The sequence below is a fragment of the Arthrobacter rhamnosi genome, from assembly GCF_054510975.1.
Genome location: NZ_JBTNDN010000002.1, coordinates 537,552 through 563,372, shown reverse-complemented (window position 1 = coordinate 563,372; position 25,821 = coordinate 537,552). Strand labels below are relative to the sequence as shown.

The following is a 25,821-nucleotide window of genomic DNA, read 5'->3' as shown; positions in this document are numbered from 1 at the left end:
GATGTAAAGCACCCTTGTCGTGACAAGGACGCTTTACATCAAGGGGTGGCGTGCAGAACAGCATCCGCGATGTCCGCGCCGAAACCCGCATCTCGCAACGAGAGCTGGCCGAGGAACTCAACGTCTCGCGTCAGACGATCAACTCGATCGAGACGGGCCGCTACGATCCTTCCCTTTCCCTGGCTCTGGCCATCGCCCGCTACTTCCAGCGCCCAGTTGAGGAGATATTCCATGCAAATTGACATCCCCGCGCGACGGACCGCGCTGGCCCTGGGCATCCTCGCGGTGATCCTCGGGCTGGTGACCATCACCGTGGTGCTCCTGCGCGAGCACGCACCGGGGAACATGGTGCCAGGGTTCCTCGTCGGGCTCGGCCTCGGTATCGCCGGCGCCCTGGTCATGGCCTGGCGGGTGCTCCGCCAACCGGACCAGGCGTCCACTTTCGAGCGGGCATGGACCCAGACGGGGGACGAGCGTGAGGACACACTTCTCACCCGCGCCCTAGCCGTCGTCGGACTGGTGTCCCTTCCACTGACCGGCATCGCCACTCTTGCCATCGGATTCGGTGTGGACGCACCGATGGTCATGACCCTCCTCATGGGGACCCTGTTCGTGATCGGGGTTTCCTCATTCGCGATGTTCAACCACCGAAGCTGAAACTTGAACTCAATACACATCCCCCGGGAGCACCGGAAAACCGCGGATTCTGAGCTTTCCGTTCACCTGCGGACCACCGGGAATCCGTGTCAGCAGGCTGCCGACGGCAATTCCGGAACCAAGAACGGCCGCGCTCCGTGTCCTATGGGGTGTCCTGTCGGGTGTCCTGTCGGGTGTCGTGTGGGTCTGGCGCGGGACTGTGCACGACGGTAGTCATATGGTCGTACCCCTCCTGGATCAGCTGCTGCAGGATGGCCAGGTCAATGTCTGCCAGCTTATTCACGTACAGGCAGCCGACCCCGCGCTTATGCTTGCCCAGTTTCTCCAGCAGCGACTCCGCGTGGTCCCCGTAGGTCAGTCCGTACAGCACCAGGTGAGCTTTCCGGGGTGAAAAGCCCACCGCTGCCGCATCCCCTTCATGGCCCGTGGCATACCTGTAGTGGTACTGGCCGAAACCGACAATCGACGGGCCCCACATCCGCGCCGGTCGTCCCGACACCTTGTGCATCAGTTCCAGAAGAACCTCCGCGTCGGCCCTACGGACCGGGTGCGGTACGGCAGCGACGAACTCCCGCGGATCAGCAAGTGTCGGACGCAGTACAGGGTCATCCATGACCGCAGTATCGCACCCCGCCCCGTTATCGGCGTCGATCGTGAGAACCAAACCTGAACGAGCATGAAGGACGTCGAAGTCATCGAAGGTGTGGAGGCAGCAGCCGCGGCTGGATCCGGTCCGGGCTTGACTACTTGGCGAGCTGGCCGTCTCGGCCTCCGCCGCAGGGCTCGCCGCCCTGGCCGCATCGCATACCAAAAGGTCAACTACCACTTGAGGGCGCTCGAGGCGCACAGGTTAGTGGAGTTGTTCGAGGAGCGCCGGCACGGGGCATCACCGGCAGTCAGTGCGTCCGCGGCTAGCCTGGACGCCACCATTGATTACCTGTCCGCGGGTTACCTCATCGTGCTGGCCAGCCGGCTGGTGCGCGAGGTCGGCGCGCCCTGGCGCGCTCCAGAACGGCGGGAAGGCGGATGGTGGCCTGCCCACAGGTCTCCTAGTGACGGGCTACTCGTCAATGAGGGAAGCCATTGCCGCGAGGAAGCGAGCCCACTCCCCGCCTGGTCGCCCGAAGGAACCGGCGAAACAGGTAGTTCCTACTCGTGTGGAAGCCCTGAGAAGTGATCACTGTTAAAGGGGTCGCCACAGTGGCACAGGGGGCAGGGGTGTCATGGGGCATAACAGGTCGATTCCGACAATGCACCCAAGAAACGGTGTGCTTCCTCCCCTTGATGCAACAGTCTTCGAATCACTCGCCGATGACCTTGGTTCCCGCATCGCGTCCGACTTCCTGGACTCTTTCGAGTCACTGCTGACCGATCGCATCCGGCGGATCGAAGGAGCCCTCAAAGCCCACGACGACGAAGAACTCACTACGGCGTTACTGAGCCTGCAAGCCAGCGCCGCCATGGCAGGCGCAGCTCAATTGCAGAGCTCAGCAACCCGCGCCCTGGCATACAACCCAATGGCATCGGCGCCACCCGGACCGCTCGTGCGGAAACTCCAAGGACAAGCCGCCGCCTTCAAGGATGCCTTCGCCACCTTCCACCACACAAGCTACACACCGTTGATCGGACAGCCGCCGCACAAGCCATTACGCGCGACACTCATCTGATCAGCGTGTAAGTAGAGGGGTAGCGACCCGGTGAGACCACCGTTCATAACGTGCTGCACCGCCGGAGGGACTCTGATGAGCTTAGAACAGTGTCTGATTCGTCATTCCCGGAGTCTGTGTCATTGTCTGTGTCATTGTTCGGTGATCAGGAGGTCTCCGACTTCGCAGTCCAGCGCGCGGCAGATCGCGGTGAGCGTGGAGAACCGGATCGCTTTCGCTCGGTCATTCTTCAGGACAGAAAGGTTCACCAGGCTCACTCCGACCCGCTTACTGAGCTCGGTCAGGGTCATGTTCCGTGCTTCCAGGAGCTCGTCGAGTCGACAGTGGATGCCTGTCACATCGTCAGCCGGCATCAGACAAGGCCCTCGGTGTCTTTCTGCAAGCGGCGGCCGAACTGGAAGACCCCGGCGACGAGGATGAGGACGATCCCGGCCACTGCGGGTGCGAAGGGAAGATCGCCGGCGAAGATGATCGTTTCCCCCGGGATGCGCTTGTTCGCCCCGATCGCTTCAGCCAGCCGGTTGCGGGCGATCTGATCGAGGATCTGCCCGGTGGTGCCGGCCACGGCCAGGACGGCCCCGCAGACCCCGATGATCCATACCGATCCGGTGGTGAAGAGGTTCTCCCTGCGTAGCCGGAACGCGAGCAGAAAGAGCAGAGCAAGCACCGCCAGGACGCCAATCTGGTTCAGTATCCCTGCCCATGCCAGGAGGGCAGCTTCTGTGGAAGGAAGCGTAGGCATGGTCGCTTCAATCGTCGTGAAGTGCGCCTCCACTCCACCAGGAAGACCCGTCGGAGTCTGCTTCGCGGTCGCCAGCGGAAGAGTGAGGGTGGCAGGACCCGTAGAAGCGGTGACGATGCCGGAAACAGTCGCCGTCGTCGTGATGACAGCTGCGATGGCTGTCAGGATCATCAGGGCCCGAGCATCCCCTGTGGAAAGGATTTTCTTGCCCTCTGGTGCTGTGCGAGAGGTTCTCTTGATGCGACGCATGATTCCTCCACTTGGTTATCGACTATCGATGTTACCGATAGTCGATAAGCTAGTGGTGAAGCAATCGAAAATCAAGAGGTGATCCACGTTGGGATTCCTCCGACGTCGCGGTGTTCTTGCACGTCGTTCGACAGGGCGGTGGGTCGCCGGAGCTTCAGGTCAGCTGACTCACGAGGCCTTGTGCCGTTATCTACATGCGGACGTCTCCGGTGCTATGTGGCATCTGATCGCGAGCGATGACTCGTCTACGTCCCGTGCGTCGGTCATTCCCACAGCAGCGGGATTGGCTTGGCCGGCGGCAATCCATTCCTCAGCCGTGGTGCACGCGTTCAACGGTGGTACTTCCAGAGCGTTTTGTTCCTCACTCGTGTAATCGCCCCGTGCGTACAGTCTGTCGTACTGCACCCGCATCACCTCGAAAGCTTCAGCGCAATCCGGGGAGACGGTCGTCGTCGTGGTCCTGGTCGTGTTGTTCCCCACGACGAATCCAATGATCACAAGTGCGATGACCACCAGGACTGCGGGACCAGCATACTTCCGACCCCAGGTCCTGCCCGGGGGCCTTGCACGAGCTGAGGTAAGTGGGCCCTGATTGGCTGAGCGTTCCCCCATAGCGGTCCTGCTTTCCGTGATTCGAATGTTCGCGCTTGCAAATCCTTATACGGGCGCCCGCTCCAACCCGCATGGCATCACCGGCCGGCAAGGCCTCGAGGACCTCGCCTCTCTGTTCTTGTCGTACCGCTGGCGTCAGGAGAGTCTGTCGGGGTTCTTGCGGATTATCAGGACGGTCACGTCATCGGTGGCGGGGCCCTTACGGCTGGCCAACCGGTCCAGGTCGGCGGGAAGGTCCGTACTGGCTGCCAGGGCCTCCAATTCTCCAGCCAGTTCCTCCAGGTCCTCACCGAGCAGGTCCAGGACGCCGTCGCTGGGGACGATCAGCGCATCCCCGGGGCCCAAGGTGAGGGTATGAGTGTCCCACCGCATCCCGGGCATGATCCCCAAGGGTGCACTGCTGGTGGGTAGCCTCCTGGCCGTCCCCGGCGCTGACCCGGAGGACGGTATATGGTGTGCGAGCCCGTGCCCGGCGTCGGAATAACCGATGGTTCCGGTGGCCGGGTCAAGATCGCCATGGAAAGCGGTGGCGAAGGAATCGGTCCGTGCCAGGTTGGTCAGCATCTCCTCAGACATCACTGTCAACGCCCCCGCTGGGTCGCGACCGGCGGCTGCACGAAGACCGGCACGGATTGTCGCGGCCAGGATGGCCGGACCGGTCCCCTTACCCATCACATCTGCCAGGGTGAAGCGGAAGGTCCCGTTGATGATCTCCCAGTCGTAGAAGTCCCCGGAAAGCTCACCAGCAGGCCGGGACGCGGCACTGATGGTGTATCCGGGCAGGGACGGGACCTGCTCGGGCAGGTGTGCCCGTTGAATCTTGGCGCCGCCCTTGAGGTCCGCGCGGACGGTGATCTCGCGCTGGACGATCGCAGCGAGGTCTTTGAGTACCTGCTGTTGTGTGGCATCGAACGCATGCGGCTCCTGATCGACGATGCACAGCGAACCGATATTGTGTCCGCCGGGTCCCTGCAGGGGCTGCCCTGCGTAGAAGCGGATGCCGGGCCCGCCCAAAACCGCCGGGTTGTCCCTGAACCTGCCATCCCTGGTGGCGTCCTCAATGACGAGGGTGTCCGGGGTCAGGATGGTGTGCGTGCAGAAGGACGCCTCCCGGGGGCTGCTCACCTCAAGATCCCCCACCACGGATTTGAGGAACTGCCGGTCCTCGGCGATGAGGGACACCGCAGCGCCGCTGACACCGAAGAGCTGTTGAGCCAACCGGGTGATTCGATCAAAACCCTCCTCGGCAGGGGTGTCGAGCAGTCCGGTGTCATCCAAGGATTTCAGCCTTCCAAGCTCATCCCGGGGAAGGGGGTACTGCGGGCCCGGAGGAAGCTCCAGCACTGGCTCGTTCACGTACGTTTCCTACTATCTGTCGTGCCAGCCCCCAAGGAGGCGCGGCTGGTCTGGTCTGCACGGTGATTGCTTTGATGAACGCGGTCCTGAAACCAGCGCGTTCCCGCGATGTCATGCTCCACCCGGCGCATTAGAGCCTGTCGTTGGTACCAAGGCTGAGATACCGGTACACGGTCGCACGGCTGGCGCCGATGATCTTCCCGATATCAGCCGGCGCGAGTCCTTGTGCTTTTAGGTCTCGAGCACGCCTGACCTTCGCGTGGTCAGTAGTCACTTCCCGCCGGCCGGCCTTCCGCCCATGTTCCGCGGCCGCCACCATACCTGCCCTGGTCCGCTCGGCGAGCTGGTCACGCTCGAGCTGGGCGAACGCGGACATGACAGTGAGCATGGCCCGCCCCATCGGCCCGGTGGTGCTGATGCCCTCGGTCACGCTACGGAAGTGGATACCTCTTTGTTCCAGGTCATCGATGAGTGCCAGCAGGTTGCGGGTATTACGTCCCAGCCGGTCCAGCTTCCACACCACGACCTCATCACCAGCACGCAGATGATCAAGAAGCTTGTCGAGCTCCGGCCGGCTGGCCGTCGTACCGCTCACGCCGTGGTCCGTGAAGATCCGGTTGCACCCCGCCGCTGTGAGCGCCGCATGCTGAAGATCCGCGTTCTGCTCCAGAGTGCTGACCCTGGCGTACCCGATGCTTCCCACCCCAACTCTCCTTCAAGCTCATCAAAGGCATGCTTCTACTTTGTTGAGAATAGCCGATGCAAGACACATTGCTGAGACAACACTCGGAGGCGGGAATCCCTGGAGATGCTGGACTCCTCCGGCCCCGTGCCCGAGCCCTCGCCGCGTCCAATCAAGGGATCCTTTACCGAGACGCGTCACCCTCAGTTCAAACAGTCAGACTCAGCCGATTTGAGCGCAAGTGGTACCAAAATTTCGGGAAGCACAACGACTAGCAGCGTAGGAAGTTCGGCAGCAACTAATCGCTGCACTCTTGTGGTGCGAAGGCGAGCAGTGACAGGGTGAAGGTAAGGCGGCTTACCTCTTTGCCGTTCGTTACCAGGAGGTTCCATGTTCTTCCACGTCCAGCAGCTCATCAACGAAATCATCCCCGACGAGCCGGATCCCGCGGCGGCCAACGCCCTGCAGGAGGGTCTGGGCGGACAGTTCGGCGAGATGCGCACCATGATGCAGTACCTGTTCCAGAGCATGAACTTCCGCGGCGCCGCCGCGAAACCGTACCGGGACCTGATTCAGGGCATCGGCACGGAGGAGATCAGTCACGTGGAGCTGATCGGTACCACTATCTCCCGTCTTCTCGATGGCTCACCCCGCTACCAGGGCAAGCTCGACGATCCGCTCGACACACCTGGCGCGGGAGGAGCGATCCCGCTCAACCTGGCCCTGTCCCAGAGCAATATCCACCACTACCTCGTCGGTGCGCAGGGTGCTCTGCCGGTCGATTCGGCCGGCAACCCGTGGAGCGGCAGCTACGTCTACAACTCCGGGAACCTGCCCTTGGACCTCCTTTACAACCTGATGCTCGAGGCGACCGGCCGGCTGCAGAAGTGCCGCATGTACGAGATGACGGACAACAAGACGGCTCGCTCCACGATCTCCTACCTGATCGTCCGCGACCAGGCCCACGAGAACGGATACGCCAAGGCTCTCGAGACCCTCGGTGTGAACTGGAAGTCGCTGCTACCTATCCCGAAGACCAACGCCGAGCAGTTCCCAGAGGTCAAGAAGCTCCTGGACCTCGGACTGCAGAGCAAGCAGTACACCTTCGACCTCAAGGGACAGTCGGAGGCCGGGAAGATTTACCAGGGCCTCTCGCCCTCGAATGACGGGACGACCCTCGACGCCAGTGAGCAGGCCCCTGAGGGTGTGCCGTCGGAGATCGCGCCGGAACGGTTGGAGGAGTTCGCTCCTGGGCTGGATCCTGAGCTGCTCGGGCTCATTCAGGCCACGGCCGACATGGAGATGGCGGACATCGACGCAACGTTCGGCCCTATGACCAAGAAGTAGGCCGACAGGTATGTCGTAAGCAGATGAACTGCGAATGAGGGAGCCAGCCCTAAGAAGGCTGGCCCCCTCATTCAGCGCGTAACGTGTCTTGGCTGGCGGTTGCTGACCTAGGCAAGTTAAGCCAAACGCAGATGGTCTTGCGTAGAACCAGAACACCGGCAATCCCGATAAGGCATCCTTTGCTCGGACGCGTTGCGGGCATTGCATGTGCAGGAGAGGCAGTAGATTCGGTAAGTGTCTCTCTTCGCGTTTCCTGTGGTCGTGGCGGTTCTGCTGTCTGTCGTGATTCCCATGATCGTCGGAGCGGCCGTCCGCCGAAGTGACCGGAACGGTCGCGCGGGGGCTCGCCCGAACCCAGACGCGGGGGCACTGTTCGTCGTGAAGAATCGTCGCTGGCAGTCGGTCCTGTTCCGTGTGGTCGGCATCGTCTTCCTGGTCATTGGCGGTTTCTTCACGCTCGTCGCGGTTGTGGAATCCGAGCAGATGGATGGGCCGGGTCCCCTCATCTCCATGGCGGCGATCACGGTGGCAGGAGCTCTCTTCGTCGTCCTCGCCTTCGGGATTCGCCGGTTCCGAGTAGACGCGTTCGACAAGCACCTGACGGTCCGTCCCTGGTTCCGAGCGATGCGGGTCGTCCCACTGACCGAGATCGGGTCAATCGGCCCGTCCCTCAACCAGTTAGACGGAATCGACGTGAAAGACGCGAATGGCAGGACGCTTTTCACTGCGACCAAGATCAGCATCGGCTACGACAACATCGTCGCGTATCTGCAGGAGCGCTTCCCCCGGCAGCAGACCCCCAACCCTGCGGCGCCCAGCGACGTCGAGCCCTGGCAGGGCACAACCCTTCGAGCCCAGTGGATCCCGCTTCCCCGCGGGCGCAAGGGCACCTTGGAGTCGGGCGTTCTCCTCAGTGCTGGCGAGGTGGCCGGGCGCATGTATACGAGCGAGCTCATCAACCTGCTCAATCACCGGATCGGCATTGTGGAGTCCGATACCTCGGATCCCCTCGTCTTCCTGTGCTGGCCCGACGCAGCGTCACCGTCGTCGGTTGTCTGGGAGTCTACAAAGAACCTACCGGCCGACTCACTGGCCCTCCTCGCCGACCCCATGGACCGCGGCCCCGCCGCCGTGCTCACCGGAATCGAACTCACCTACTTCTCGGAATGGATCAAGACTCTCCCCCGCTAGCCCTGGCCCAGAAAGACCCGTCCCATCCGAGAAGATGTGGCTCAACTGCTGGAGGAGTCAGTATTCATCGCTGCGACTCATAGGTCCCTGATCCGCTCTCAAACCTGCGTGATCGTCCAGTAACGGACCCGCTATTGAGGGCACTCGGAGGCGGGAGCGGTGAGTGCGAGGAGGCCGTTGCTGGCCCAGATCTGCCGCTGTCGGAAGGTGTATCAAAACGTAGGTGCACGCCCTTCCTGGTACTGACCCACTCCCCCAACCCGTCCAGCGCGTCGATCCTGCCCTGGGCGAGGGTGCCGGTGTCGTACTGCCGGCGCTGGGCTTCGATCCACCGGTACAGCACCCGCGCCTTCGGACTGTCATTCTGCGCCGGCACCGCACCACCGCGTTCGCGCATGTACGCAGCGACGTCGTCGTAATGCTCCCACCACGGCTGCCCCCGGGTCCTCACATAGCGCCGCGTGTTCCTGGCGGGTGCGGGTTGGTCGTGGATCCGCCAGCACCGGCCGAACCACCTCGGATGCCGGCTGACCTGCTTGTCGACGGCGCGGTGGACGCGGCGGACATCGACCCTGCACCGCACGGTGATCCCCCGGCCGGCACACCCCGGGAGTACATGAGCAACCATTCCTGCCTGTTCTCACACGCACCATTCGGGTACTCCCCCACCGGCAGAATCAGGTCATCAAACCTCACAGCCCCTCGGCACGCGTCACGGCTTCAGCCGGCACAGTGGACGTTGAGAGCAGCGTGGCCGACTGAGGGCGGGACGGCGCACGATTGGTGACCGATGCGGCGGTACAGATCGGCCTGGCCGAACCACTGTTCAGGATCCAGCGCCCGGGACGGGTGCGGTGAGTGACACCGCTTCGCACCCCCGCATACCCTGAACACATGCGCCATCCCCCGCGCCCTGCCAAGCACGGCGCCAGGCTCGTGCTCTACATCGTGGTCACCGCACTTGCCGGCGCCGCACAGCTGGTGGCGGGATACTTCTACCTGGTCAGCGGTCTCGCCGCTCCACTGTGGGCCGTGGGATCGTTCCTCGTATGGTGGCTGATCCTCACCTACGTCGGCGTGAAGCTGGCATCACACCAGTCCTACGGGGTGCTCCTTGTACCTGTCACGGCGATGGTCACCTGGTTCGGCGCGATGTGGGTCGGCGGCACATTCCTGGGCTGGACCGCCTGAGCGGGAGTGGATCGCGGACCCGACTACCCTGTCGGCGGGCCTAGCCCTTCAGCGCCGCCGTGCTCTCCCGCACCACCAGGCGCGTCGGCACCAGCTCCCGCCCCGGCTCCGTCGAATTCTCCCGCATCTGTTTCAGCACCTTGTCCACGCAGCGCCGGCCCACCTCCGCGAAGTCCTGGTGCACCGTGGTCAGCGGCGGGCTGAAGGAGGTGCTGTCCGGGATGTCGTCGAAGCCCACGATCGAGACGTCCTGCGGCACCCGGATGCCCTTCTCGTGGAATGCCCGGAGTACCCCCAGGGCCATCTGGTCATTCGCCACGAACACCGCGGTGCAGTCGGAGGACGCAAGGGACAGCCCGGCGAGATACCCCGAGTCGGCCGACCAGTCCCCGCGCAGCAGCGGCGGCTCGGCGCAGCCCCGCGCCGAGAGGGTCTGGCGCCACGCATTGACGCGCCGCTCCGACGCGAAGGACGCCGACGGGCCCGCCACATGCCACACCGTCGGATGCCCCAGATCCAGCAGGTGCTCCACGGCCTTCCGCGCGCCGTCGGCCTGGTCCGTGTCGATCACGCTGTAGCCGTCGCTCGCATCGGAGTCCACCACCACGGCATGGACGCCCGGCGGCAGGGACACGGTGGCGGCGTCGAGCAGGTGGACCTCCATGATCACGATGATCGCGTCCACCGCCAGCTCGTTCAGGCGCGAGAACGCACCCCGCACGCCTGCCTGCGTCGGCGCGGAGACGGGGATTAACGTGATGGCGTAATCCTCCTCCGCGGCGCGGGCCGCGATGGCCTCGAGGGTGCGGACGTTGCCGGTCGTGGAGAGAGTGAACAGGATGACGCCGAGGGTCCGGAAGCTCCCCCGCTTCAGGGCGCGCGCAGCACTGTTGGGCCGGTAGCCGAGCTCGTCCATCGCGGCGATGACCTGCTGCCGCGTCGACTCGATGACACCCGGACTGCCGTTGGACACCCGCGACACCGTCTGCGCCGAGACGCCGGCCAGCCGGGCGACGTCGGACATGGAGACGCGCCGATCCTCCTTGAGGAGGTGTTGACGCGATGGAGGAGACATGTGACCATCGTAACAACAATGTTTACGTAAACATTCAAGCGCCCACCCTGCTATGTTTACGCAAACATCACCGACAGAGTCAGAAGGAACCACCCATGACGACGGCGTCACCCCCACCGGCCACGCTCGGCACGCTGCCGAAGCCCGCCCAGCGAGCGCAGAAGCGCCCCCAGAAGCGCTCCTGGTCCGGCTGGCTCTTCATCGGCCCGTTCATGGCGGTCTTCGCGCTCGTCTTCCTGGCACCGATCGCCTACTCGATCTTCCTCAGCTTCTTCCGCAACCAGCTCGTGGGCGGCAACGGCTTCGTAGGCTTCGCCAACTACTCGCAGGCCCTGCAGGACCCCCAGTTCTGGTCCTCACTCCTCCGCGTCACGCTGTTCCTCGCGGTGCAGGTGCCGGTGATGCTGCTGATCGCCCTGCTGGTGGCCCTGGCCCTGGACAGCGGCCGGCTGTACGGGAAGTCCTTCTTCCGCATCTCGATCTTCCTGCCGTACGCGGTGCCCGCCGTCGTCGCCAGCCTCATGTGGGGCTTCATGTACGGCACGCGGTTCGGGCTGGTGGGCAACATCAACAACGCCCTCGGCACCAACCTGCCGAACCCGCTCTCCCCCGAGCTGATCCTCGCCTCGATCGGCAACATCGTCACCTGGGAGTTCATCGGCTACAACATGCTGATCTTCTACTCCGCCCTCCGCGTGATCCCGAAGTCCCTCTACGAGGCCGCGGAGATCGACGGCGCCAGCCAGTTCCGCCTCGTCACCGCCATCAAGCTCCCCGCCATCCGCGGAGCCCTCGTGGTGGCCGGCATCTTCTCGGTGATCGGCAGCTTCCAGCTCTTCAACGAGCCCGCCATCCTGCAGAGCCTCGCGCCGAACTCGATCTCCACGTACTTCACCCCGAACCTGTACGCCTACTCGCTGAGCTTCTCCGGCCAGCAGTACAACTACTCCGCCACCGTGGCCATCATCATGGGTGTCATCACCATGGTCATCGCCTACGCCGTGCAGCTGCGCGGCATGCGGAAGGAAAGCTGACCATGAGCGTCGCCGTCGAACCCACCCGCACGGACAAGAACAGGACCAAGCACAAGACGAAGCCCGGCTACGTGCGCATGAAGAGCACACGCCGCGGCGTCGACAATCCGAGGCGCAGCGTCCTCCTGACCGTCCTCACCGGGATCGTCCTGATCTACAGCCTCATCCCGCTGGTGTGGCTGTTCATCAACTCGTCCAAGACCCAGGCCGATCTGTTCACCTCGTTCGGCCTGTGGTTCAGCGGCGACTTCGCCCTCTTCGGCAACATCGGCGACACCCTCGCCTACGACGACGGCATCTTCGGCCGCTGGTTCCTCAACACGGTGCTGTATGTGGTGCTCGGGGCCGGCGGGGCGACGTTCCTCGCCGTCCTCGGCGGGTACGCCCTCGCGAAGTTCACCTTCCCGGGCAAGAAGGCCGTGTTCGCCGTCGTCATCGGTGCTGTGGCCGTCCCCGGCACCGCCCTGGCGGTCCCCACCTTCCTGATGTTCAGCGAGATGGGCCTCACCAACACCCCCTGGTCGGTGATCATCCCGTCCCTGATCTCGCCGTTCGGCCTGTACCTGATGTGGACCTTCGCCTCCGAGGCCATCCCCACCGAACTGCTGGAATCGGCCCGCATGGACGGCGCCGGCGAGTTCCGCACGTTCTTCCAGATCTGCCTGCCACTCCTGGGCCCGGGCATCGTCACGGTGCTGCTGTTCACCATGGTCGCCACGTGGAACAACTACTTCCTGCCGCTGATCATGCTCAAGGACCCCGCCTGGTACCCGCTGACCCTGGGCCTGAACGCCTGGAACGCGCAGGCCTCGACGGCCGGCGGCGAGGCCATCTTCAACCTCGTCATCACCGGCTCCCTCCTCACCATCCTCCCGCTGATCGCAGCGTTCCTGCTGCTGCAGCGCTACTGGCAGTCCGGCCTCAGCGCCGGTGCCGTCAAAGAGTAAAGCCCCTTCCGAAAAACGATGAAGTGAAAAGGAACCCCATGAAGAGCAAAATCTCCCCGGCGGTGCTGCGCGGTTCGGCACTGGCCCTCGCGGCAGCCCTCGCCCTCACCGCCTGCGGTGGCGGCGGCGGGAACGACGCCGGCGGTGCGGCACCCGCAGAGGTCAGCGCCGACGACGTCCAGGCAGCCCTCGAGAAGGGTGGCGACCTCACCGTCTGGGCTTGGGAGCCCACGCTGGAGAAGGTCGTCGAGGACTTCGAGGCCGAGTACCCGAACGTGGACATCGACCTCGTGAACGCGGGCACCGGCAACGACCAGTACACGGCGCTGCAGAACGCGATCGCCGCCGGCTCGGGCGTGCCCGACGTCGCGCAGGTCGAGTACTACGCGCTCCCCCAGTTCGCCCTCGCCGAGTCCGTGCAGGACCTCAGCGGGTACGGCGCCGGCGACCTGCAGGACACCTTCAGCCCCGGCCCGTGGAGCTCCGTCCAGGCGGGCGAGGGCATCTACGGCCTGCCCATGGACTCCGGGCCCATGGCCCTGTTTTACAACACCGAGGTCTTCGAGAAGTACGGCGTCGAGGTCCCCACCACCTGGGATGAGTACATCGAGGCGGCCCGGACGCTCCACAAGGCGGACCCCAAGGTGTACATCGCCAATGACACGGGCGACGCCGGCTTCGCCACCAGCCTCATCTGGCAGGCCGACGGCAAGCCCTACACGGTGGACGGCACCGACGTGAAGATCGACTTCTCCGACGAGGGCTCCACCAAGTTCGCCGAGACCTGGCAGCAGCTCCTCGACGAGGACCTCCTGGCACCCATCAGCTCCTGGAGCGACGAGTGGTACCAGGGCCTCGGCAACGGCACCATCGCCACCCTGTCCACCGGCGCCTGGATGCCCGGCAACTTCACCTCCGGCGTCCCCACGGCAGCCGGCAAGTGGCGTGCGGCACCGCTTCCCCAGTGGGAAGAGGGCGGCACCGCGAGCGCCGAGAACGGCGGCAGCTCGCTGACCATCCCGACCGCCAGCGAGCAGGGCGCCCTCGCGTACGCCTTCCTCGACTACGCCAACGTGGGCGACGGCGTCCAGACCCGAATCGACGGCGGCGCGTTCCCCGCGACGTCGGCGGCCCTCGAATCGGACGAGTTCCTGAACTCCGAGTTCGAGTACTTCGGCGGCCAGAAGGCCAACGAAATCTTCGCCGAGTCCGCTCGGAATGTACCCGAAGGCTGGTCCTACCTGCCCTTCCAGGTCTACGCCAACAGCATCTTCAACGACACCGTGGGCCAGGCCTACGTCTCCGACACCCCCCTCAAGGACGGGCTGAAGAGCTGGCAGGACGCGAGCATCAAGTACGGCACCGAGCAGGGCTTCACCGTCTCGGAGTAGCACCAGACCCGGACCGGACGGGAGCCCTCGCGCATCCGCCCGGCCCGTTCCACCCTGTTCGATCCCCAGCTGTACCCGCCGTCGTCGACCCTCGCCCGGATACGGGAAGGGCACGACGACGGCGGGCGGCGCGACCGCGCCCGAACGCCTCGAGAATCACCGCCAAGGAGCTCCACCGTGTCAACACCCACTCCCCACCGCTGGCTGCGCTGGCCGTCCGAGCCGAACCGCAGGCGCATGGCCTTCGGCGCCGACTACAACCCCGAGCAGTGGCCGCGCGAGACGTGGGACGAGGACGTGCGCCTCATGCGCGAGGCCGGCGTCAACGTGGTGTCCCTCGCGATCTTCTCCTGGGCTCGCCTGCAGCCCGAGCGGGACAGCTGGAACTTCGCCTGGCTCGACGAGGTCATCGACCTCCTGCACGCCAATGGCATCGCCGTCGACCTCGCCACCGCGACCGCCTCCCCGCCGCCGTGGCTCGCCACCGAGCACCCCGAGATCCTCCCCGTCACGCAGGACGGCGGCACCCTCTGGCCCGGCGCCCGCCAGCACTGGCGCCCCACCAGCCCTGTCTTCCGGGAACACGCCCTGAAGCTCGTCGCTCGTATGGCAGAACGCTACAAGGACCACCCGGCCGTGTGCGCCTGGCACATCTCCAACGAGCTCGGCTGCCACAACATCTACGACTACTCCGACGACGCCGCCCGTGCCTTCCGCACCTGGCTCACCGACCGCTACGGCAGCATCGACGCCCTCAACGACGCGTGGGGCACGGACTTCTGGTCCCAGCGCTACACCCGCTTCGAGCAGATCCTGCCCCCGCGCCAGGCCGCCTCGCACCCCAACCCCACCCAGCAGCTCGACTTCAAGCGCTTCTCCTCGGACGCCCTCAAGCAGTACCTCCGCGAGGAGCGCGACATCCTGCGCAGCATCACCCCGGACATCCCCATCACCACCAACTTCATGGTCATGGGCGAGACCAAGGGCATGGACTACGCCGACTGGGCCGCGGAACTGGACTTCGTCGCCAATGACCACTACTTCGTCCCCGGCCCGCAGGCCGTCGACGAGCTCTCCTTCTCCGCGAACCTCACGGGCAACATCGCCGGCGGGAAGCCCTGGTTCCTCATGGAGCACTCCACCAGCGCGGTGAACTGGCAGCCCGTCAACACCCCGAAGAAGTCCGGGGCACTGCGCCGGGATTCGCTCACCCACGTGGCCCACGGCGCCGACGCCGTCTGCTTCTTCCAGTGGCGGCAGTCCAAGGCCGGCGCCGAGAAGTTCCACTCCGCGATGGTCCCCCACGCCGGTGAGGACAGCCCGATCTTCCGCGGCGTCGTCGACCTCGGCCGGGAACTCGCCTCGCTGTCGGACGTCGTCGGTTCCCGCCGCAGCGCGGCACCGGCCGCGATCCTCTTCGACTGGGATTCCTGGTGGGCCTCGGAGCAGGACTCCCACCCGTCCGACCGCCTGCGCTACAAGCAGGAGGCCCTCGACTGGTACTCGGCGTTCCTAGCGCTCGGCATCCGCGCCGACGTCGTCCCCTCCGCCACCGACCTCGCCGGCTACGGGCTCGTCGTCGCGCCCATCCTGCACACCGTCCCGGCAGCCCTGAAGGCGCGGCTCGAGGACTACGTGAGCGGCGGCGGGCACCTCGTGGCGAGCTACTTCAGCGGCATCACCGACGAGAACGACCACATCTGGCTCGGCGGCTACCCCGGCGCCCTCGCGGACCTGCTCGGCGTGCGTATCGACGAGTTCGGCCCGCTGCTCGACGGCGAGACCGTCCAGCTGGACAACGGCACCACCGCCACGGGCTGGGCCGACCGCGTGCTGCCGCGCGCCGACGGCGTCGAGGTCCTCGCCCGGTACATCACCGGGGAGCACGCCGGAGATGCGGCCGTCACGCGGCGTCAGGTCGGCTCCGGCAGCGCCGCCTATTTGGGCGCGCGTCTCGGCGCGCAGGGCCTCGAGCCCGTCCTCGCGGGTCTCGCCGGCCGCGCCGGGATCGCCAGCGAGCTGCCCGCCGAACTCCGCGGCGCCGTCGAGCAGGTGCTGCGCACCGACGACGACGCCGACTACGTCTTCCTCATCAACCGCACCGACGAGCCCGTGGACATCGCGGGCGTCGACGGCGACACCCTCACGGGCGAGGAGTCCAAGCTGGCTCCCCGCTCGGTCGCCGTCCTCACGAGGAAGGTCTCGCGCACCACCTAGGACCACCGCAGTATCCACCTTGCTGGAAGGAACACATTCAATGACGAATCGATCCAGGCGCGCCACTCAGGCCGCAGCCACGGGGGTGGCCGCCGTCCTGGCAGCCGCCTCCCTGATCGGGGGTGCGGCGCAGGCCGCGCCCCCGGCCCTGCCCGCACCGCCGGCCGTCCCGGAGGGCGCGCTGACCCTCACCCCCGACCCCTCCTATCAGGGCGATGAGTTCGAGGGCTGGGGTACGAGCCTCGTATGGTTCGCGAACGCTACGGGCGATTACCCAGACGAGATCCGGAACCGCCTCGCGGAGCTGGTGTTCGGCCCCGAGGGCCTCAACCTCAACATCGCCCGCTACAACATCGGCGGGGGCAACGCACCCGACGTGAAGGACTACCTGCGCCCGGGCGGTGCCGTCGAGGGCTGGTGGAACGCTCCCGAGGGCACCACGCGCGCGAATACCGACTGGTTCGACCCGGAGGATCCCGCCGACTGGAACCTCGAGGCGGATGCCACACAGCGCTGGTGGATCGACCGCATCAAGCAGGACATCACCCACTGGGAGGCGTTCAGCAACTCGCCGCCCTGGTTCCAGACCGTCAGCGGCTACGTCTCCGGCGGCTTCGACGCGACCAAGGACCAGCTGAAGACCGAGAGCATCGACGACTTCAACGCATACCTGGTCCGCGTGGTCGAGGAGCTCGAGAACGCCCACGGCATCACGGTGGACACGCTCGATCCGTTCAACGAGCCGAACACCAACTACTGGGGCACGCGTCTGGATGCCGGCGGACAGCCCGTCGGCGGACGCCAGGAGGGTGCGCACATCAGCCCGCAGCTCCAGCAGCAGGTCCTGAAGAGCCTCGCGCCGAAGCTCGACGACTCCAGTACGGACGCGACGATCTCCGCGATGGACGAGACCAATCCCGGCATCTTCGCCACCAACTGGAACAGCTATCCGGCAGAGGTCCGCGACCTGGTGGACCAGCTCAACGTCCATACCTACGGCACCGGCCAGCGCACCACGGTGAGGGATATCGCCAAGGGTGAGGACAAGCCCCTCTGGATGAGCGAGGTCGAGGGCTCCTGGGGCAACGGCCAGAGCTTCACCAGCATGGAGCCGGGCCTCGGCATGGCCAAGCGCATCACGGACGACCTCCGCGAGCTCGAACCCAGCGCCTGGGTGTTCTGGCAGCCCGTCGAGGACTACGACAACATGAAGCCCGGCGGCGAGAGCGCGGCCGGCGCCAACTGGGGCAGCATCCAGATGCCGTTCGACTGCACCGATGTGGACACGCTCGAGAGCTGCCCCATCTACACGAACACCAAGTTCGACACCGTGCGGAACTACACGCACTACATCCAGCCCGGCGACCGCCTGGTGCAGGTGAACGACGACGACACCACCGCCGCCATCACCGACACCGGTGCCGCCGTGGTCCACATCAACGAGTCCGCCGATGCCAAGCCCGTGGTCCTCGACTTCTCGAAGTTCGGTTCCGTCGCACCCGGTGCGACGGTGACCCCCGTCGTCAGCGACGCCAACGGTGCCCTCGTAGAGGGTGGAGCGGTTGCGATCGAGGGCGGCTCCGCCGTCGTCACCGCGCCCGCCCGGTCCGTCACCACCTTCGTGGTCGAGGGCGTCTCCGGCGTCGCCGAGGACGCGGCGGCCCTCCAGGACGGGCACGTGTACCGGCTGCAGGGCGTGCAGAGCGGCAAGTCGATCGAGCCGACCGGCGACACCGCCGTCATCAGCGCGAGCGACCCCGCCGACGCAGGCCAACTGTTCCGCTTCACCAGCCTGGGCGAGGACAACACGAACCGCGAGCGCTACTCGATCACCACGCTCGACGGCGCCTCGCAACTCGCGGACGCAGGCGGCGCCGCCGTCGTCGCTCCCGTCGGAGCCGACCCACGCGCGGCCTGGATCGCCTCGACCACCGGCGACGGCACGTACACCTTCGTGAACGCCGAGACCGGCCTGCTGCTCGAGGTGGGCGGCGGGAAGACCTCCGAGGGAGCTCCCGTGACCCTCTATGTCGCCAACTCCGGAGCCAACCAGCGCTGGACACTGATCGACGAGACCGTGCTCTCCGTGCAGGATGCCACCGCGTTCACCGTCCCCGGCACCGCACCCGTCCTGCCGAAGACCGTGACGCCGGTCTACCGCGACGGCGCACGCGGAACCATCCCTGTCGAGTGGAAGATCCCGAACGACAACCGCTGGAAGAAGCCCGGTACCGTCAAGGTCAAGGGCACCGCGACCGACATCACCGGCACGCAGTTCCCCGTGGAACTCACGGTCACCGTGGACACCCTCGTCTCCACGCAGCCTGCCCGCGCCAAGGCCGTGGTCAACGGGCTGCCCGAACTGCCCGCCACCGTGACTGCCGTCGGCAGCCAGGGCGGCACGGCCGAGCGCCCGGTGACCTGGAGCACCCCGGTCGGCTACCCCGCTCCCGGCGTCTACGAACTGGCGGGCACGGCCGATGACGGCAACGGTGGCACGCTCCCGGCGACCGTCCGCATCCAGGTCACCGCGGGCACGCTGGACAACGTGGCCGACGACGGCGGCACTACCGCCAGCGCCACCTACACCGAACCCGGCTACGGCACGGCCGGCCTGTTCAACGGCGACACCCGCGACAAGGCTTGGTCCAACTGGCGCTCCGGCACCAAGAACGCCGCCGACACCCTGACCGTGACGCTGCCCGAGGCGCAGACCCTCGGCGGCGTGGTCGTGCACTTCTTCCGCGACGGATCGTCGGACAGCTACGCGCAGACCCTGCAGCTGCAGGTCCAGGGCGCGAATGGTGCGTGGACCAACGCCGGCGGTCCGGTGAGCGTCCCGGGTGGCTCTCCCGCCCCGGCGGTGACCCTGCCGCTCGACGGCATCACGGCGTCGAGCGTGCGCGTGGTGATGACGGCCCGCTCGCAGACGCACATGGTGGTCAGCGAGATCGAGGTCCTCGGTGCCGTTCCTGCGGAATCGTCGGATGCGGCGCTCGCGTCGATCAGCGTCGACGGGACGCCCGTGGCCGGCTTCGATCCCGCCGTGACTTCCTACTCGGTGGCGTCGCGGGGCAAGCTCCCCGCCCTGTCCGCCGTTCCGGCCGACCCGTACGCGACGGTGTCCGTGACGCAGCCCTCGGGCGCTGACCGGACCGCCGTTGTCACGGTGACGAGCGAGGACGGTTCGGCCACGAGCACCTACCGGGTGGACATCACGCAGTAGGGTTCTCCGACACGGTACGACGGGGCGTCCGCGGCAGCGGGCGCCCCGTCGTCGTCTACCGGCTGTAGTAGTGCCAGTACCGGCTGGTGGCATTCACATCGGCGAGCACCAGCAGACCGCTGCCGGTTGTGCCCCGCGTGCTGTTCAGGTTCTGCTTGGTCGAGGTGACGTTGTGAACGTACTGGTCTGCGTCGACGATGCGAGGTATTTTCGTGGCGGTGGCGAGCTTGCCGGGGTCGTTCAGCGGCGCGGATTTCTCATAGATCGCGCCCCCCGAGGTGGAGCAGACACCGGCGTTCGTGGTGCCGCTGGGTTTCGGATAAGTGGCGAAGGTCCGCAGCATCTGGGTGCTCTCGTCGATCAGGACGATCACCCGGTTCGGGCACTCGCCCTGGGTGGCGATCGTGTGCTTCGACCACGTCGAACCACTCAATGCCAACAGTTGGATCAGCGGCTGGGACGCGGAGGTGAAGGACGTCTTGACCGCGGCGAAGACCCGGCCACCGGAGGAATCCAGCCACTTCAGGTTCATGTGGTCATCACCGCTTTTCAGGCCCGACGTCGCGGCCACGGGAGTGGTCCAGGAGGTGTTCGACGCTCCATCGACGTGGACGCTCCAGTAGAAGCCGTCGGTGGCGTCTTTGGCCTGCCGGCTCCACATCACACCTATCTTGTTGCCGCCGAAGGCGATCACCGCCGACGTGTCATCCACGGACACTCCTGGCCGCGCAGGATGCTCGAACGGCGTCCCCCATGTCTTGCCGTCCGTGCCGGTGACGTTCAGGAAGATCCGGTTTCCCTGCTGCCAGGTGGCCCACACCCGGCCGGTCGAGTCCTTGTCGATGGTCAGGACCTCGACCTTGGAATTGTTGATCTGGGTGGTGCTGAGCAACGTGTAGGTCTTCGTGCTCGAGTTGTAGCTGTAGCGGCGCATCGTCGTCGGGAAGCCCGGCTCGGCCGGCAGGCCGTCGTTGACGAACCGGTAGCTGGCCACGTACAGGGTTTTTCCGTCCCACAGGACGTCGTGATGGGTGCTGCCGCGCGTTTCCGTCGCCACACCGGTATCGACCCACGAGGTCGGACTCGTCGCGGCGTTGAACCGGAAGATGTGGAAATCAGAGCTGGCGGTGTCCCACAGGTTCCCCCACCAGATACCGTCGTTGAACCACAGGGCGTTCGTCGCCCGCTTCGTACCCGTCGGCGTGCCCGTTCCGGAGTGCGACGGACCCTGAACGCCGACATCACCGGTGGCAGCCGACGCCGCGACCGGAGCCACCAGGGCACCCAGCGCAAGCACCAGCGCTGTCAGCAGGGCGCCGAGCGACGAAGCCCTGCGGCCTCTGTCACGCCTGCCCATGGAAAAAGATGGAAAATCCAGCATCATTGCCCCCCCGGGTTGAGTGATCTTCATCCTCCCCAGGCTTTTCCAGTGTCGAGCGTCGAAGCATCAGAAACAACCCCCAAATTGTGGCAACCCATCGGCGAGCGCCGCCCCACTACTTGCTGCTCGAGCGATGGGAAACACGTAGTGACTACTCGTGCGCCGTCCACCGAGGCCGGTCACTGTTAGCAGAGACGCAGGAGTGGCGAACGGGTCTCAAGGAGCAGGTAGCAATGGCGCATAACAACCCCATGACGGAGAACCTACTGACGGTTGCGGAGATAGCCGCCCAGATGCGGGTATCGAAGATGACGGTGTACCGCCTGGTGCAGTCCGGTGCGATGCACGGTATCCGGTTCGGCCGCTCCTACCGCGTGCCGGAAACGGCCGTGCAGCAGTACCTCGACTCCGTGAACTCACGGCACTGACCCACCGCTCGTCGCCGATTCGGGCACGCGCACGGAGGGGGACCCCGCCGGAGGTGAACTGCTGGCGGTCGTGAGTCCACTGTCCTGCCGCTGCCGGTGACGCCGTGGATTTCCTCCTGCACGTCCGGCACGTTGCCGCACGCCGGCCTCACGCGCAGCCGGAAACCTGTCCCGGCGGCTCCTTTCGGCTGGAGTGCGCGGCTGGACCCCGTCCAATGCCCTGAATCGGCGTGTTCGTCGGCTAGTTTGGAGACCGTGTACTAGCGGCCTCGCCTCGGGCCCCGAAAGGAGCATCGAGTGGACGGTGGTGCGGAGAACTGGTTCCTGGGCCGCGACGAACGGGGGAATCTGGCGACAGAGGTTCACGCAGGCGGTGCCGGGTCGCCGTCCTGGTCCGAGGGCAACCTCGTGCGGCCCCTCGTTCATGGAGCCACCTACTTCGCCCGTCTGCACGAGGAGCTGACGGCCCTGCGCGAGGGAGACCGCGTGTGGTTCACCGACTGGCGCGGTGACGGCGACGAGCGGCTGACGGAGGACGGCCCGCCGATCGGCGCGTTGCTTGCGGACCTGGCCCGCAAGGGTGTGGAAGTACGGGGCCTGATCTGGAGATCCCACGGAGAGCGCGTGTCGGCGCCGATCAGCGGCCGGTCCAACGAACTCATGAGCCGCCAGGTCAACGACGCAGGCGGAGAGGTGCTGTTGGATCAGCGTGTCCGCCTCTTCGGCTCGCACCACCAGAAACTCTTCGTCATCCGCCGTCGTGACGACCCGTCGCGCGACGTCGCGTTCGTGGGTGGAATCGACCTCTCCCACAGCAGGCGGGACGATGCCGGCCACGCGGGAGATCCGCAGGCAGTGACGATGGATCCCCGGTACGGGAAACAGCCGCCGTGGCACGATGCCGCCCTCGAGCTCCGCGGGCCTGTGGTGGGAGACGTGCTCGCACTGTTCGCCGAACGGTGGAACGATCCCCATCCCCTGGACCATCGCACCCCGTACCGCATGCTGCTGCATCGCCTCGCCCGCATGCCCCGGCACCCCAAACCTCTTCCGGCCACTGCTCCGCCCCCACCACCGGCCGGCCCCCACGCCGTACAGTTGCTGCGCACCTACGGCGTGAAGCATCCTCCGTTCCCCTTCGCACCCGACGGGGACCGGAGCATTGCCCGTGGTTACGCGAAAGCCTTCTCCCGTGCCCGCTCGCTGATCTACATCGAGGACCAGTACCTGTGGTCCACAGAGGGCGCGGCCGGCATCGCGTCGGCCCTTGAACGCAATCCTGATCTGAAGGTGATCGCGGTCGTACCCCGGTACCCGGACTCCGACGGCCTCCTCGGAGGGCCGCCCAGGCGGATCGGGCAGGTGCGCGCCATGGGGATACTGCACCGGGCTGCGCCCGGCAGGGTCGGCGTGTTCGATCTGGAGAACACGGCCGGAACACCGATCTACGTCCACGCCAAGATCTGCATCATCGACGACGTTTGGTTCGCCTGCGGCTCGGACAACTTCAACCGTCGGTCGTGGACCTCGGACAGCGAGCTCACCTGCGCCGTACTCGACACCACGACCGGCACGTCGGAGACGACCAGCACAGACCCCGGACAGGACTCCTACAGTCCGCTGGCCCGCGAGTTCCGGCTTCAGCTCTGGGCCGAACACCTGGGCCTGGACCAGGACGACCCCCGCCTCCAGGACCCGGCAGCCGGGTTCGATCTGTGGAACAGCACAGCCGAGGCTCTGGACCGGTGGCATGATGCCGGCCGCCGCGCACCCCGTCCTCCAGGGCAGGTACGGCGCCACACCCCGGCACCCGTGTCGCCCCTCCAACGGCTCTGGGCGGAGCCCCTCAGCCGCCTCGTCGTCGACCCGGACGGCCGTCCCCGCCGATCACGCGGCACGTCCGAGTTCTAGGGAAGCCAGGTCACCGCTCTACCGCCGCGGTGTCCACGGATACAGCCTATCGGCGCTGAACTCCCGGCTAGCGCGCGCCGGCCCCCGGGTCCGGCAGGTCGCGCGCCATCCGTTCGATGAGCGCGAGGCTCTCCGCCCGGATCGTCCCGAGGGAGCTGCCGGCGCCGCACAGCACCATGGCTGCGTCGGCCACCTGGAGTGGCGAGTCGGGCGTGACCTGGCCGTCGGCTCGAAGGCTCACGAGGGATTCGACCAGGCGGAAGGCGAGTTCGCCGTGATGGCGGGCATCGCCGGACCAGAGCGGTGCGGGGACAACGGCTGAGCCCAGCCGACGGTAGAGGCCGCGCAATTCCCCGCGGTCGGCGAGGAATGAGCGGAAGCGCTCGTCCCGGGCTTCGGGCAGGTGGTAGAGGACCCCGATGTTCCACCGCCCGCTGCACAGCTGCGTCCCGTCGAACAACGCCACGGCATGGAGCCGGGCGGCGGGTGAGACGGTGCCGTCCCCGATGGCGGACGCTGCACGGGCGAAGACCAGCCCCCCTGCCACCGTTCCGGTCAGGAGCTCCTCGAGGATGTCGTCCTTCGTGGCGAAGTGGTGGTAGAGCGAGGACTGCCGTATACCGACCGCGTCCGCGATGGCGCGGGTCGAGGTGGTGGCGTAGCCCTGCGTGGTGAAGAGCTCCGCCGCCGCGTCGAGGATCTCCTCACGGGCCGTGGCCCCGGGGCGGGTCGACTGGCGCGTACGGGGACGTCCCGGTCCGGTGAGGGTCACGGCCTCATTCTTGCACCCGGAGGAACCCCTCCCGGCGCGGTACCGCCCGCGGGAAACGCCGAAACATAGCGGAAATAACCTGCTCACGAGCCTTTTACATCCGTGAAACCCGAGCGGGACCTCGGATTGGAAAACTATCAAGTGACCGGTATTACGCAGTACCCCATCGCTTGCACCGGCACCCATCCCGTTCGAACCACGGAGACCTCCGATGACGATTCCCACCTCGACCCACCCGGACGACGCCGACCTCACCTCCCTCGGCTATGAGCCCTCCCTGCACCGCAAGCTGGGCCGCTACGCGTCCTTCGCGGCGGGTTTCTCCTTCGTCTCCATCCTCACCACGATCTTCCAGCTCTTCGCCTTCGGGTACTCGTTCGCCGGTCCTGCGTTCTTCTGGACCTGGCCGATCGTCCTCGTGGGCCAACTGCTCGTGGCCCTGAACTTCGCCGAACTGGCAGCCCGCTATCCGCTGTCGGGCGCGGTGTACCAGTGGGCACGGCGCGTGGGCGGCGAGACGGTGGGCTGGTTCGCCGGCTGGTTCATGGCAGTGGCACAGGTGGTCACGGCCGCCGCCGCAGCCATCGCCCTGCAGGTGGTGCTGCCGCAGCTGTGGAGCGGTTTCCAGCTCGTCGGCGGCGACCCTGCGCTCAACACCGTCACGGGCGCCGCGAACGCCGTCGTCCTGGGCGCCATCCTCCTGGTCGCCACCACCGTCATCAACGCGATGGGTGTCCGGCTCATGGCCCACATCAACTCGGTGGGCGTCACCTGCGAGATCGTCGGCGTCATCGCCGTCGTCCTCGCCCTTCTCACCGCGGCGCAGCGCGGGCCCGACGTGGTCCTGGACACCACGGCGCTGCAGGGCTCGGACCTGGGCGCCGTCGGGGCGTTCCTCGTCTCCGGCCTCATGGCCGCCTACGTCATGGTGGGCTTCAACTCGGCCGGCGAGCTCTCCGAGGAGACCAAGGACCCTCGCCGCACCGCACCCCGCACCATCATCTCCGCCCTGGCGATCTCCGGGGTCGGCGGAGCCCTCATGATCATCACCGCGCTCATGGCGGCACCGAGCCTCGACGACGGCCGCCTGGCCACCGAAGGGCTCCCCTACGTCCTGACCGCGGTCCTCGGCACCTTCTGGGGCAAGGTCCTCCTGGTCGACGTCGCCATCGCGATCTTCGTCTGCACCCTCGCCATCCAGACCGCCGGCTCACGCCTGGTCTTCTCGATGGCACGGGACGGCAAGCTCCCCGCCTCGACCCTGCTCTCCACCGTCCACCCCCGCCGCGGCACCCCGATGTGGCCCTCCATCGCCATCGGCGCCCTCGCCGTCGGCGTCCTGGCCATCAACGTGGGCAACGCAGCCCTCTTCACCACCCTGACCAGCGTCTGCATCGTCATGGTGTACATCGCGTACCTCCTGGTCACCGTCCCGCATCTGATCAACCGGCTGCGCGGCGACTGGGACCGCGTGGGCCAGACCATGCCGTCGGGCCTCTTCTCCCTGGGCCGCTGGGGCCTGCCCGTGAACGTGCTCGCCGTCCTCTACGGCGCCGTCATGGTGGTCAACCTGTCCTGGCCCCGCCCCGAGGTCTACGACCCCGCCGGCGAGAACGGCATCCTCCTCTACTCCGCCCCCCTGATGGTCACCGTCGTGCTGCTCGGAGGTCTCTGGATCCGCCGGAGCATCGCAGCCAGGACCTCCTAGTACCCCGCCCGCACCCCGCAGCAGACTGCGCACCGAC

General features: G+C 66.2%; 23 protein-coding genes. 14 read left to right on the top strand and 9 right to left on the bottom strand.

The window, feature by feature from the left end; genetic code table 11:
* Positions 1 to 50: 50 nt before the first annotated feature.
* Both ACX80J_RS06985 and ACX80J_RS06980 read left to right on the top strand, forming a co-directional pair.
* The gene (locus ACX80J_RS06985) at positions 51 to 242 is read left to right on the top strand and encodes a helix-turn-helix transcriptional regulator (protein WP_459347262.1); all 192 of its coding nucleotides are present in this window, start codon (positions 51 to 53) and stop codon (positions 240 to 242) included.
* Positions 232 to 657: a hypothetical protein gene (locus ACX80J_RS06980; RefSeq protein ID WP_459347261.1), complete on the top strand. Its 426-nt coding sequence runs from the start codon at positions 232 to 234 to the stop codon at positions 655 to 657. Before ACX80J_RS06985 ends, ACX80J_RS06980 begins: the two co-directional genes overlap by 11 nt.
* 142 nt (positions 658 to 799) lie before the next feature.
* Here the strand turns inward: ACX80J_RS06980 and ACX80J_RS06975 are convergent, their stop codons facing one another.
* Positions 800 to 1,270, bottom strand: coding sequence for a DUF1801 domain-containing protein (locus ACX80J_RS06975; protein WP_459347260.1), 471 nt, complete (start codon positions 1,268 to 1,270; stop codon positions 800 to 802).
* A gap of 655 nt (positions 1,271 to 1,925) precedes the next feature.
* Between ACX80J_RS06975 and ACX80J_RS06970 the strand changes: the two genes are divergently transcribed.
* The gene (locus ACX80J_RS06970) at positions 1,926 to 2,324 is read left to right on the top strand and encodes a hypothetical protein (protein WP_459347259.1); all 399 of its coding nucleotides are present in this window, start codon (positions 1,926 to 1,928) and stop codon (positions 2,322 to 2,324) included.
* A 131-nt stretch (positions 2,325 to 2,455) separates the two neighbouring features.
* On the opposite strand, the gene ACX80J_RS06965 is transcribed toward ACX80J_RS06970, so the two are convergent.
* The 4 genes from ACX80J_RS06965 to ACX80J_RS06950 all read right to left on the bottom strand — a co-directional run bounded on the left by ACX80J_RS06965 (position 2,456) and on the right by ACX80J_RS06950 (position 5,986).
* Positions 2,456 to 2,677 (bottom strand): helix-turn-helix domain-containing protein, encoded by a 222-nt coding sequence (locus ACX80J_RS06965; protein ID WP_459346305.1) that lies wholly within the window; start codon positions 2,675 to 2,677, stop codon positions 2,456 to 2,458.
* Complete coding sequence (locus tag ACX80J_RS06960; RefSeq protein ID WP_459347258.1) at positions 2,677 to 3,237, bottom strand: hypothetical protein; 561 nt, start codon at positions 3,235 to 3,237, stop codon at positions 2,677 to 2,679. The genes ACX80J_RS06965 and ACX80J_RS06960 overlap by 1 nt, the downstream gene beginning before the upstream one ends.
* An 825-nt stretch (positions 3,238 to 4,062) precedes the next feature.
* On the bottom strand, positions 4,063 to 5,205 hold the full coding sequence (locus ACX80J_RS06955) for a PP2C family protein-serine/threonine phosphatase (protein ID WP_459347257.1): 1,143 nt from the start codon (positions 5,203 to 5,205) through the stop codon (positions 4,063 to 4,065).
* Between the two features lie 208 nt (positions 5,206 to 5,413).
* Complete coding sequence (locus tag ACX80J_RS06950) at positions 5,414 to 5,986, bottom strand: recombinase family protein (RefSeq protein WP_459347256.1); 573 nt, start codon at positions 5,984 to 5,986, stop codon at positions 5,414 to 5,416.
* A gap of 369 nt (positions 5,987 to 6,355) precedes the next feature.
* On the opposite strand from ACX80J_RS06950, the gene ACX80J_RS06945 reads away from it, so the two are divergent.
* Together ACX80J_RS06945 and ACX80J_RS06940 are read left to right on the top strand one after the other, a co-directional pair.
* Positions 6,356 to 7,312, top strand: a complete 957-nt coding sequence (locus ACX80J_RS06945; protein WP_459347255.1) for a manganese catalase family protein — start codon at positions 6,356 to 6,358, stop codon at positions 7,310 to 7,312.
* 378 nt (positions 7,313 to 7,690) lie between these two features.
* Positions 7,691 to 8,503 carry a hypothetical protein gene (locus ACX80J_RS06940; RefSeq protein WP_459347254.1) on the top strand — a complete coding sequence of 271 codons (813 nt, stop codon included), beginning with the start codon at positions 7,691 to 7,693 and terminating at the stop codon, positions 8,501 to 8,503.
* Between the two features lie 64 nt (positions 8,504 to 8,567).
* Here ACX80J_RS06940 and ACX80J_RS06935 read toward each other — a convergent pair whose 3' ends face one another.
* Complete coding sequence (locus tag ACX80J_RS06935; protein ID WP_459347253.1) at positions 8,568 to 9,131, bottom strand: helicase associated domain-containing protein; 564 nt, start codon at positions 9,129 to 9,131, stop codon at positions 8,568 to 8,570.
* A gap of 266 nt (positions 9,132 to 9,397) precedes the next feature.
* Between ACX80J_RS06935 and ACX80J_RS06930 the strand changes: the two genes are divergently transcribed.
* Positions 9,398 to 9,694: a hypothetical protein gene (locus tag ACX80J_RS06930; protein ID WP_459347252.1), complete on the top strand. Its 297-nt coding sequence runs from the start codon at positions 9,398 to 9,400 to the stop codon at positions 9,692 to 9,694.
* Between the two features lie 40 nt (positions 9,695 to 9,734).
* Here ACX80J_RS06930 and ACX80J_RS06925 read toward each other — a convergent pair whose 3' ends face one another.
* Positions 9,735 to 10,769 (bottom strand): LacI family DNA-binding transcriptional regulator, encoded by a 1,035-nt coding sequence (locus ACX80J_RS06925; protein WP_459347251.1) that lies wholly within the window; start codon positions 10,767 to 10,769, stop codon positions 9,735 to 9,737.
* A gap of 95 nt (positions 10,770 to 10,864) precedes the next feature.
* Here ACX80J_RS06925 and ACX80J_RS06920 point away from each other — a divergent pair, with 95 nt between their 5' ends.
* From ACX80J_RS06920 to ACX80J_RS06900, 5 genes are all read left to right on the top strand, one after another.
* Positions 10,865 to 11,803, top strand: coding sequence for a carbohydrate ABC transporter permease (locus tag ACX80J_RS06920; protein WP_459347250.1), 939 nt, complete (start codon positions 10,865 to 10,867; stop codon positions 11,801 to 11,803).
* A gap of 77 nt (positions 11,804 to 11,880) precedes the next feature.
* On the top strand, positions 11,881 to 12,750 hold the full coding sequence (locus tag ACX80J_RS06915) for a carbohydrate ABC transporter permease (RefSeq protein WP_459347451.1): 870 nt from the start codon (positions 11,881 to 11,883) through the stop codon (positions 12,748 to 12,750).
* Between the two features lie 38 nt (positions 12,751 to 12,788).
* Positions 12,789 to 14,141, top strand: a complete 1,353-nt coding sequence (locus ACX80J_RS06910) for an ABC transporter substrate-binding protein (RefSeq protein WP_459347249.1) — start codon at positions 12,789 to 12,791, stop codon at positions 14,139 to 14,141.
* A 177-nt stretch (positions 14,142 to 14,318) separates the two neighbouring features.
* Positions 14,319 to 16,358 (top strand): beta-galactosidase, encoded by a 2,040-nt coding sequence (locus tag ACX80J_RS06905; RefSeq protein WP_459347248.1) that lies wholly within the window; start codon positions 14,319 to 14,321, stop codon positions 16,356 to 16,358.
* A gap of 40 nt (positions 16,359 to 16,398) precedes the next feature.
* Entirely contained in the window at positions 16,399 to 19,584 is a 3,186-nt protein-coding gene (locus tag ACX80J_RS06900; protein ID WP_459347247.1) for a glycoside hydrolase, read from the top strand.
* 55 nt (positions 19,585 to 19,639) lie between these two features.
* Here the strand turns inward: ACX80J_RS06900 and ACX80J_RS06895 are convergent, their stop codons facing one another.
* Positions 19,640 to 20,941, bottom strand: coding sequence for a hypothetical protein (locus ACX80J_RS06895; RefSeq protein WP_459347246.1), 1,302 nt, complete (start codon positions 20,939 to 20,941; stop codon positions 19,640 to 19,642).
* Positions 20,942 to 21,198: 257 nt separating this feature from the next.
* Here ACX80J_RS06895 and ACX80J_RS06890 point away from each other — a divergent pair, with 257 nt between their 5' ends.
* Both ACX80J_RS06890 and ACX80J_RS06885 read left to right on the top strand, forming a co-directional pair.
* Positions 21,199 to 21,393: a helix-turn-helix domain-containing protein gene (locus ACX80J_RS06890; protein WP_459347245.1), complete on the top strand. Its 195-nt coding sequence runs from the start codon at positions 21,199 to 21,201 to the stop codon at positions 21,391 to 21,393.
* Positions 21,394 to 21,690: 297 nt separating this feature from the next.
* The gene (locus ACX80J_RS06885; protein WP_459347244.1) at positions 21,691 to 23,304 is read left to right on the top strand and encodes a phospholipase D family protein; all 1,614 of its coding nucleotides are present in this window, start codon (positions 21,691 to 21,693) and stop codon (positions 23,302 to 23,304) included.
* A gap of 67 nt (positions 23,305 to 23,371) precedes the next feature.
* Here ACX80J_RS06885 and ACX80J_RS06880 read toward each other — a convergent pair whose 3' ends face one another.
* Positions 23,372 to 24,076 (bottom strand): TetR/AcrR family transcriptional regulator, encoded by a 705-nt coding sequence (locus ACX80J_RS06880; RefSeq protein WP_459347243.1) that lies wholly within the window; start codon positions 24,074 to 24,076, stop codon positions 23,372 to 23,374.
* Positions 24,077 to 24,287: 211 nt separating this feature from the next.
* Between ACX80J_RS06880 and ACX80J_RS06875 the strand changes: the two genes are divergently transcribed.
* On the top strand, positions 24,288 to 25,784 hold the full coding sequence (locus ACX80J_RS06875; RefSeq protein ID WP_459347242.1) for an amino acid permease: 1,497 nt from the start codon (positions 24,288 to 24,290) through the stop codon (positions 25,782 to 25,784).
* Positions 25,785 to 25,821: the final 37 nt, after the last annotated feature.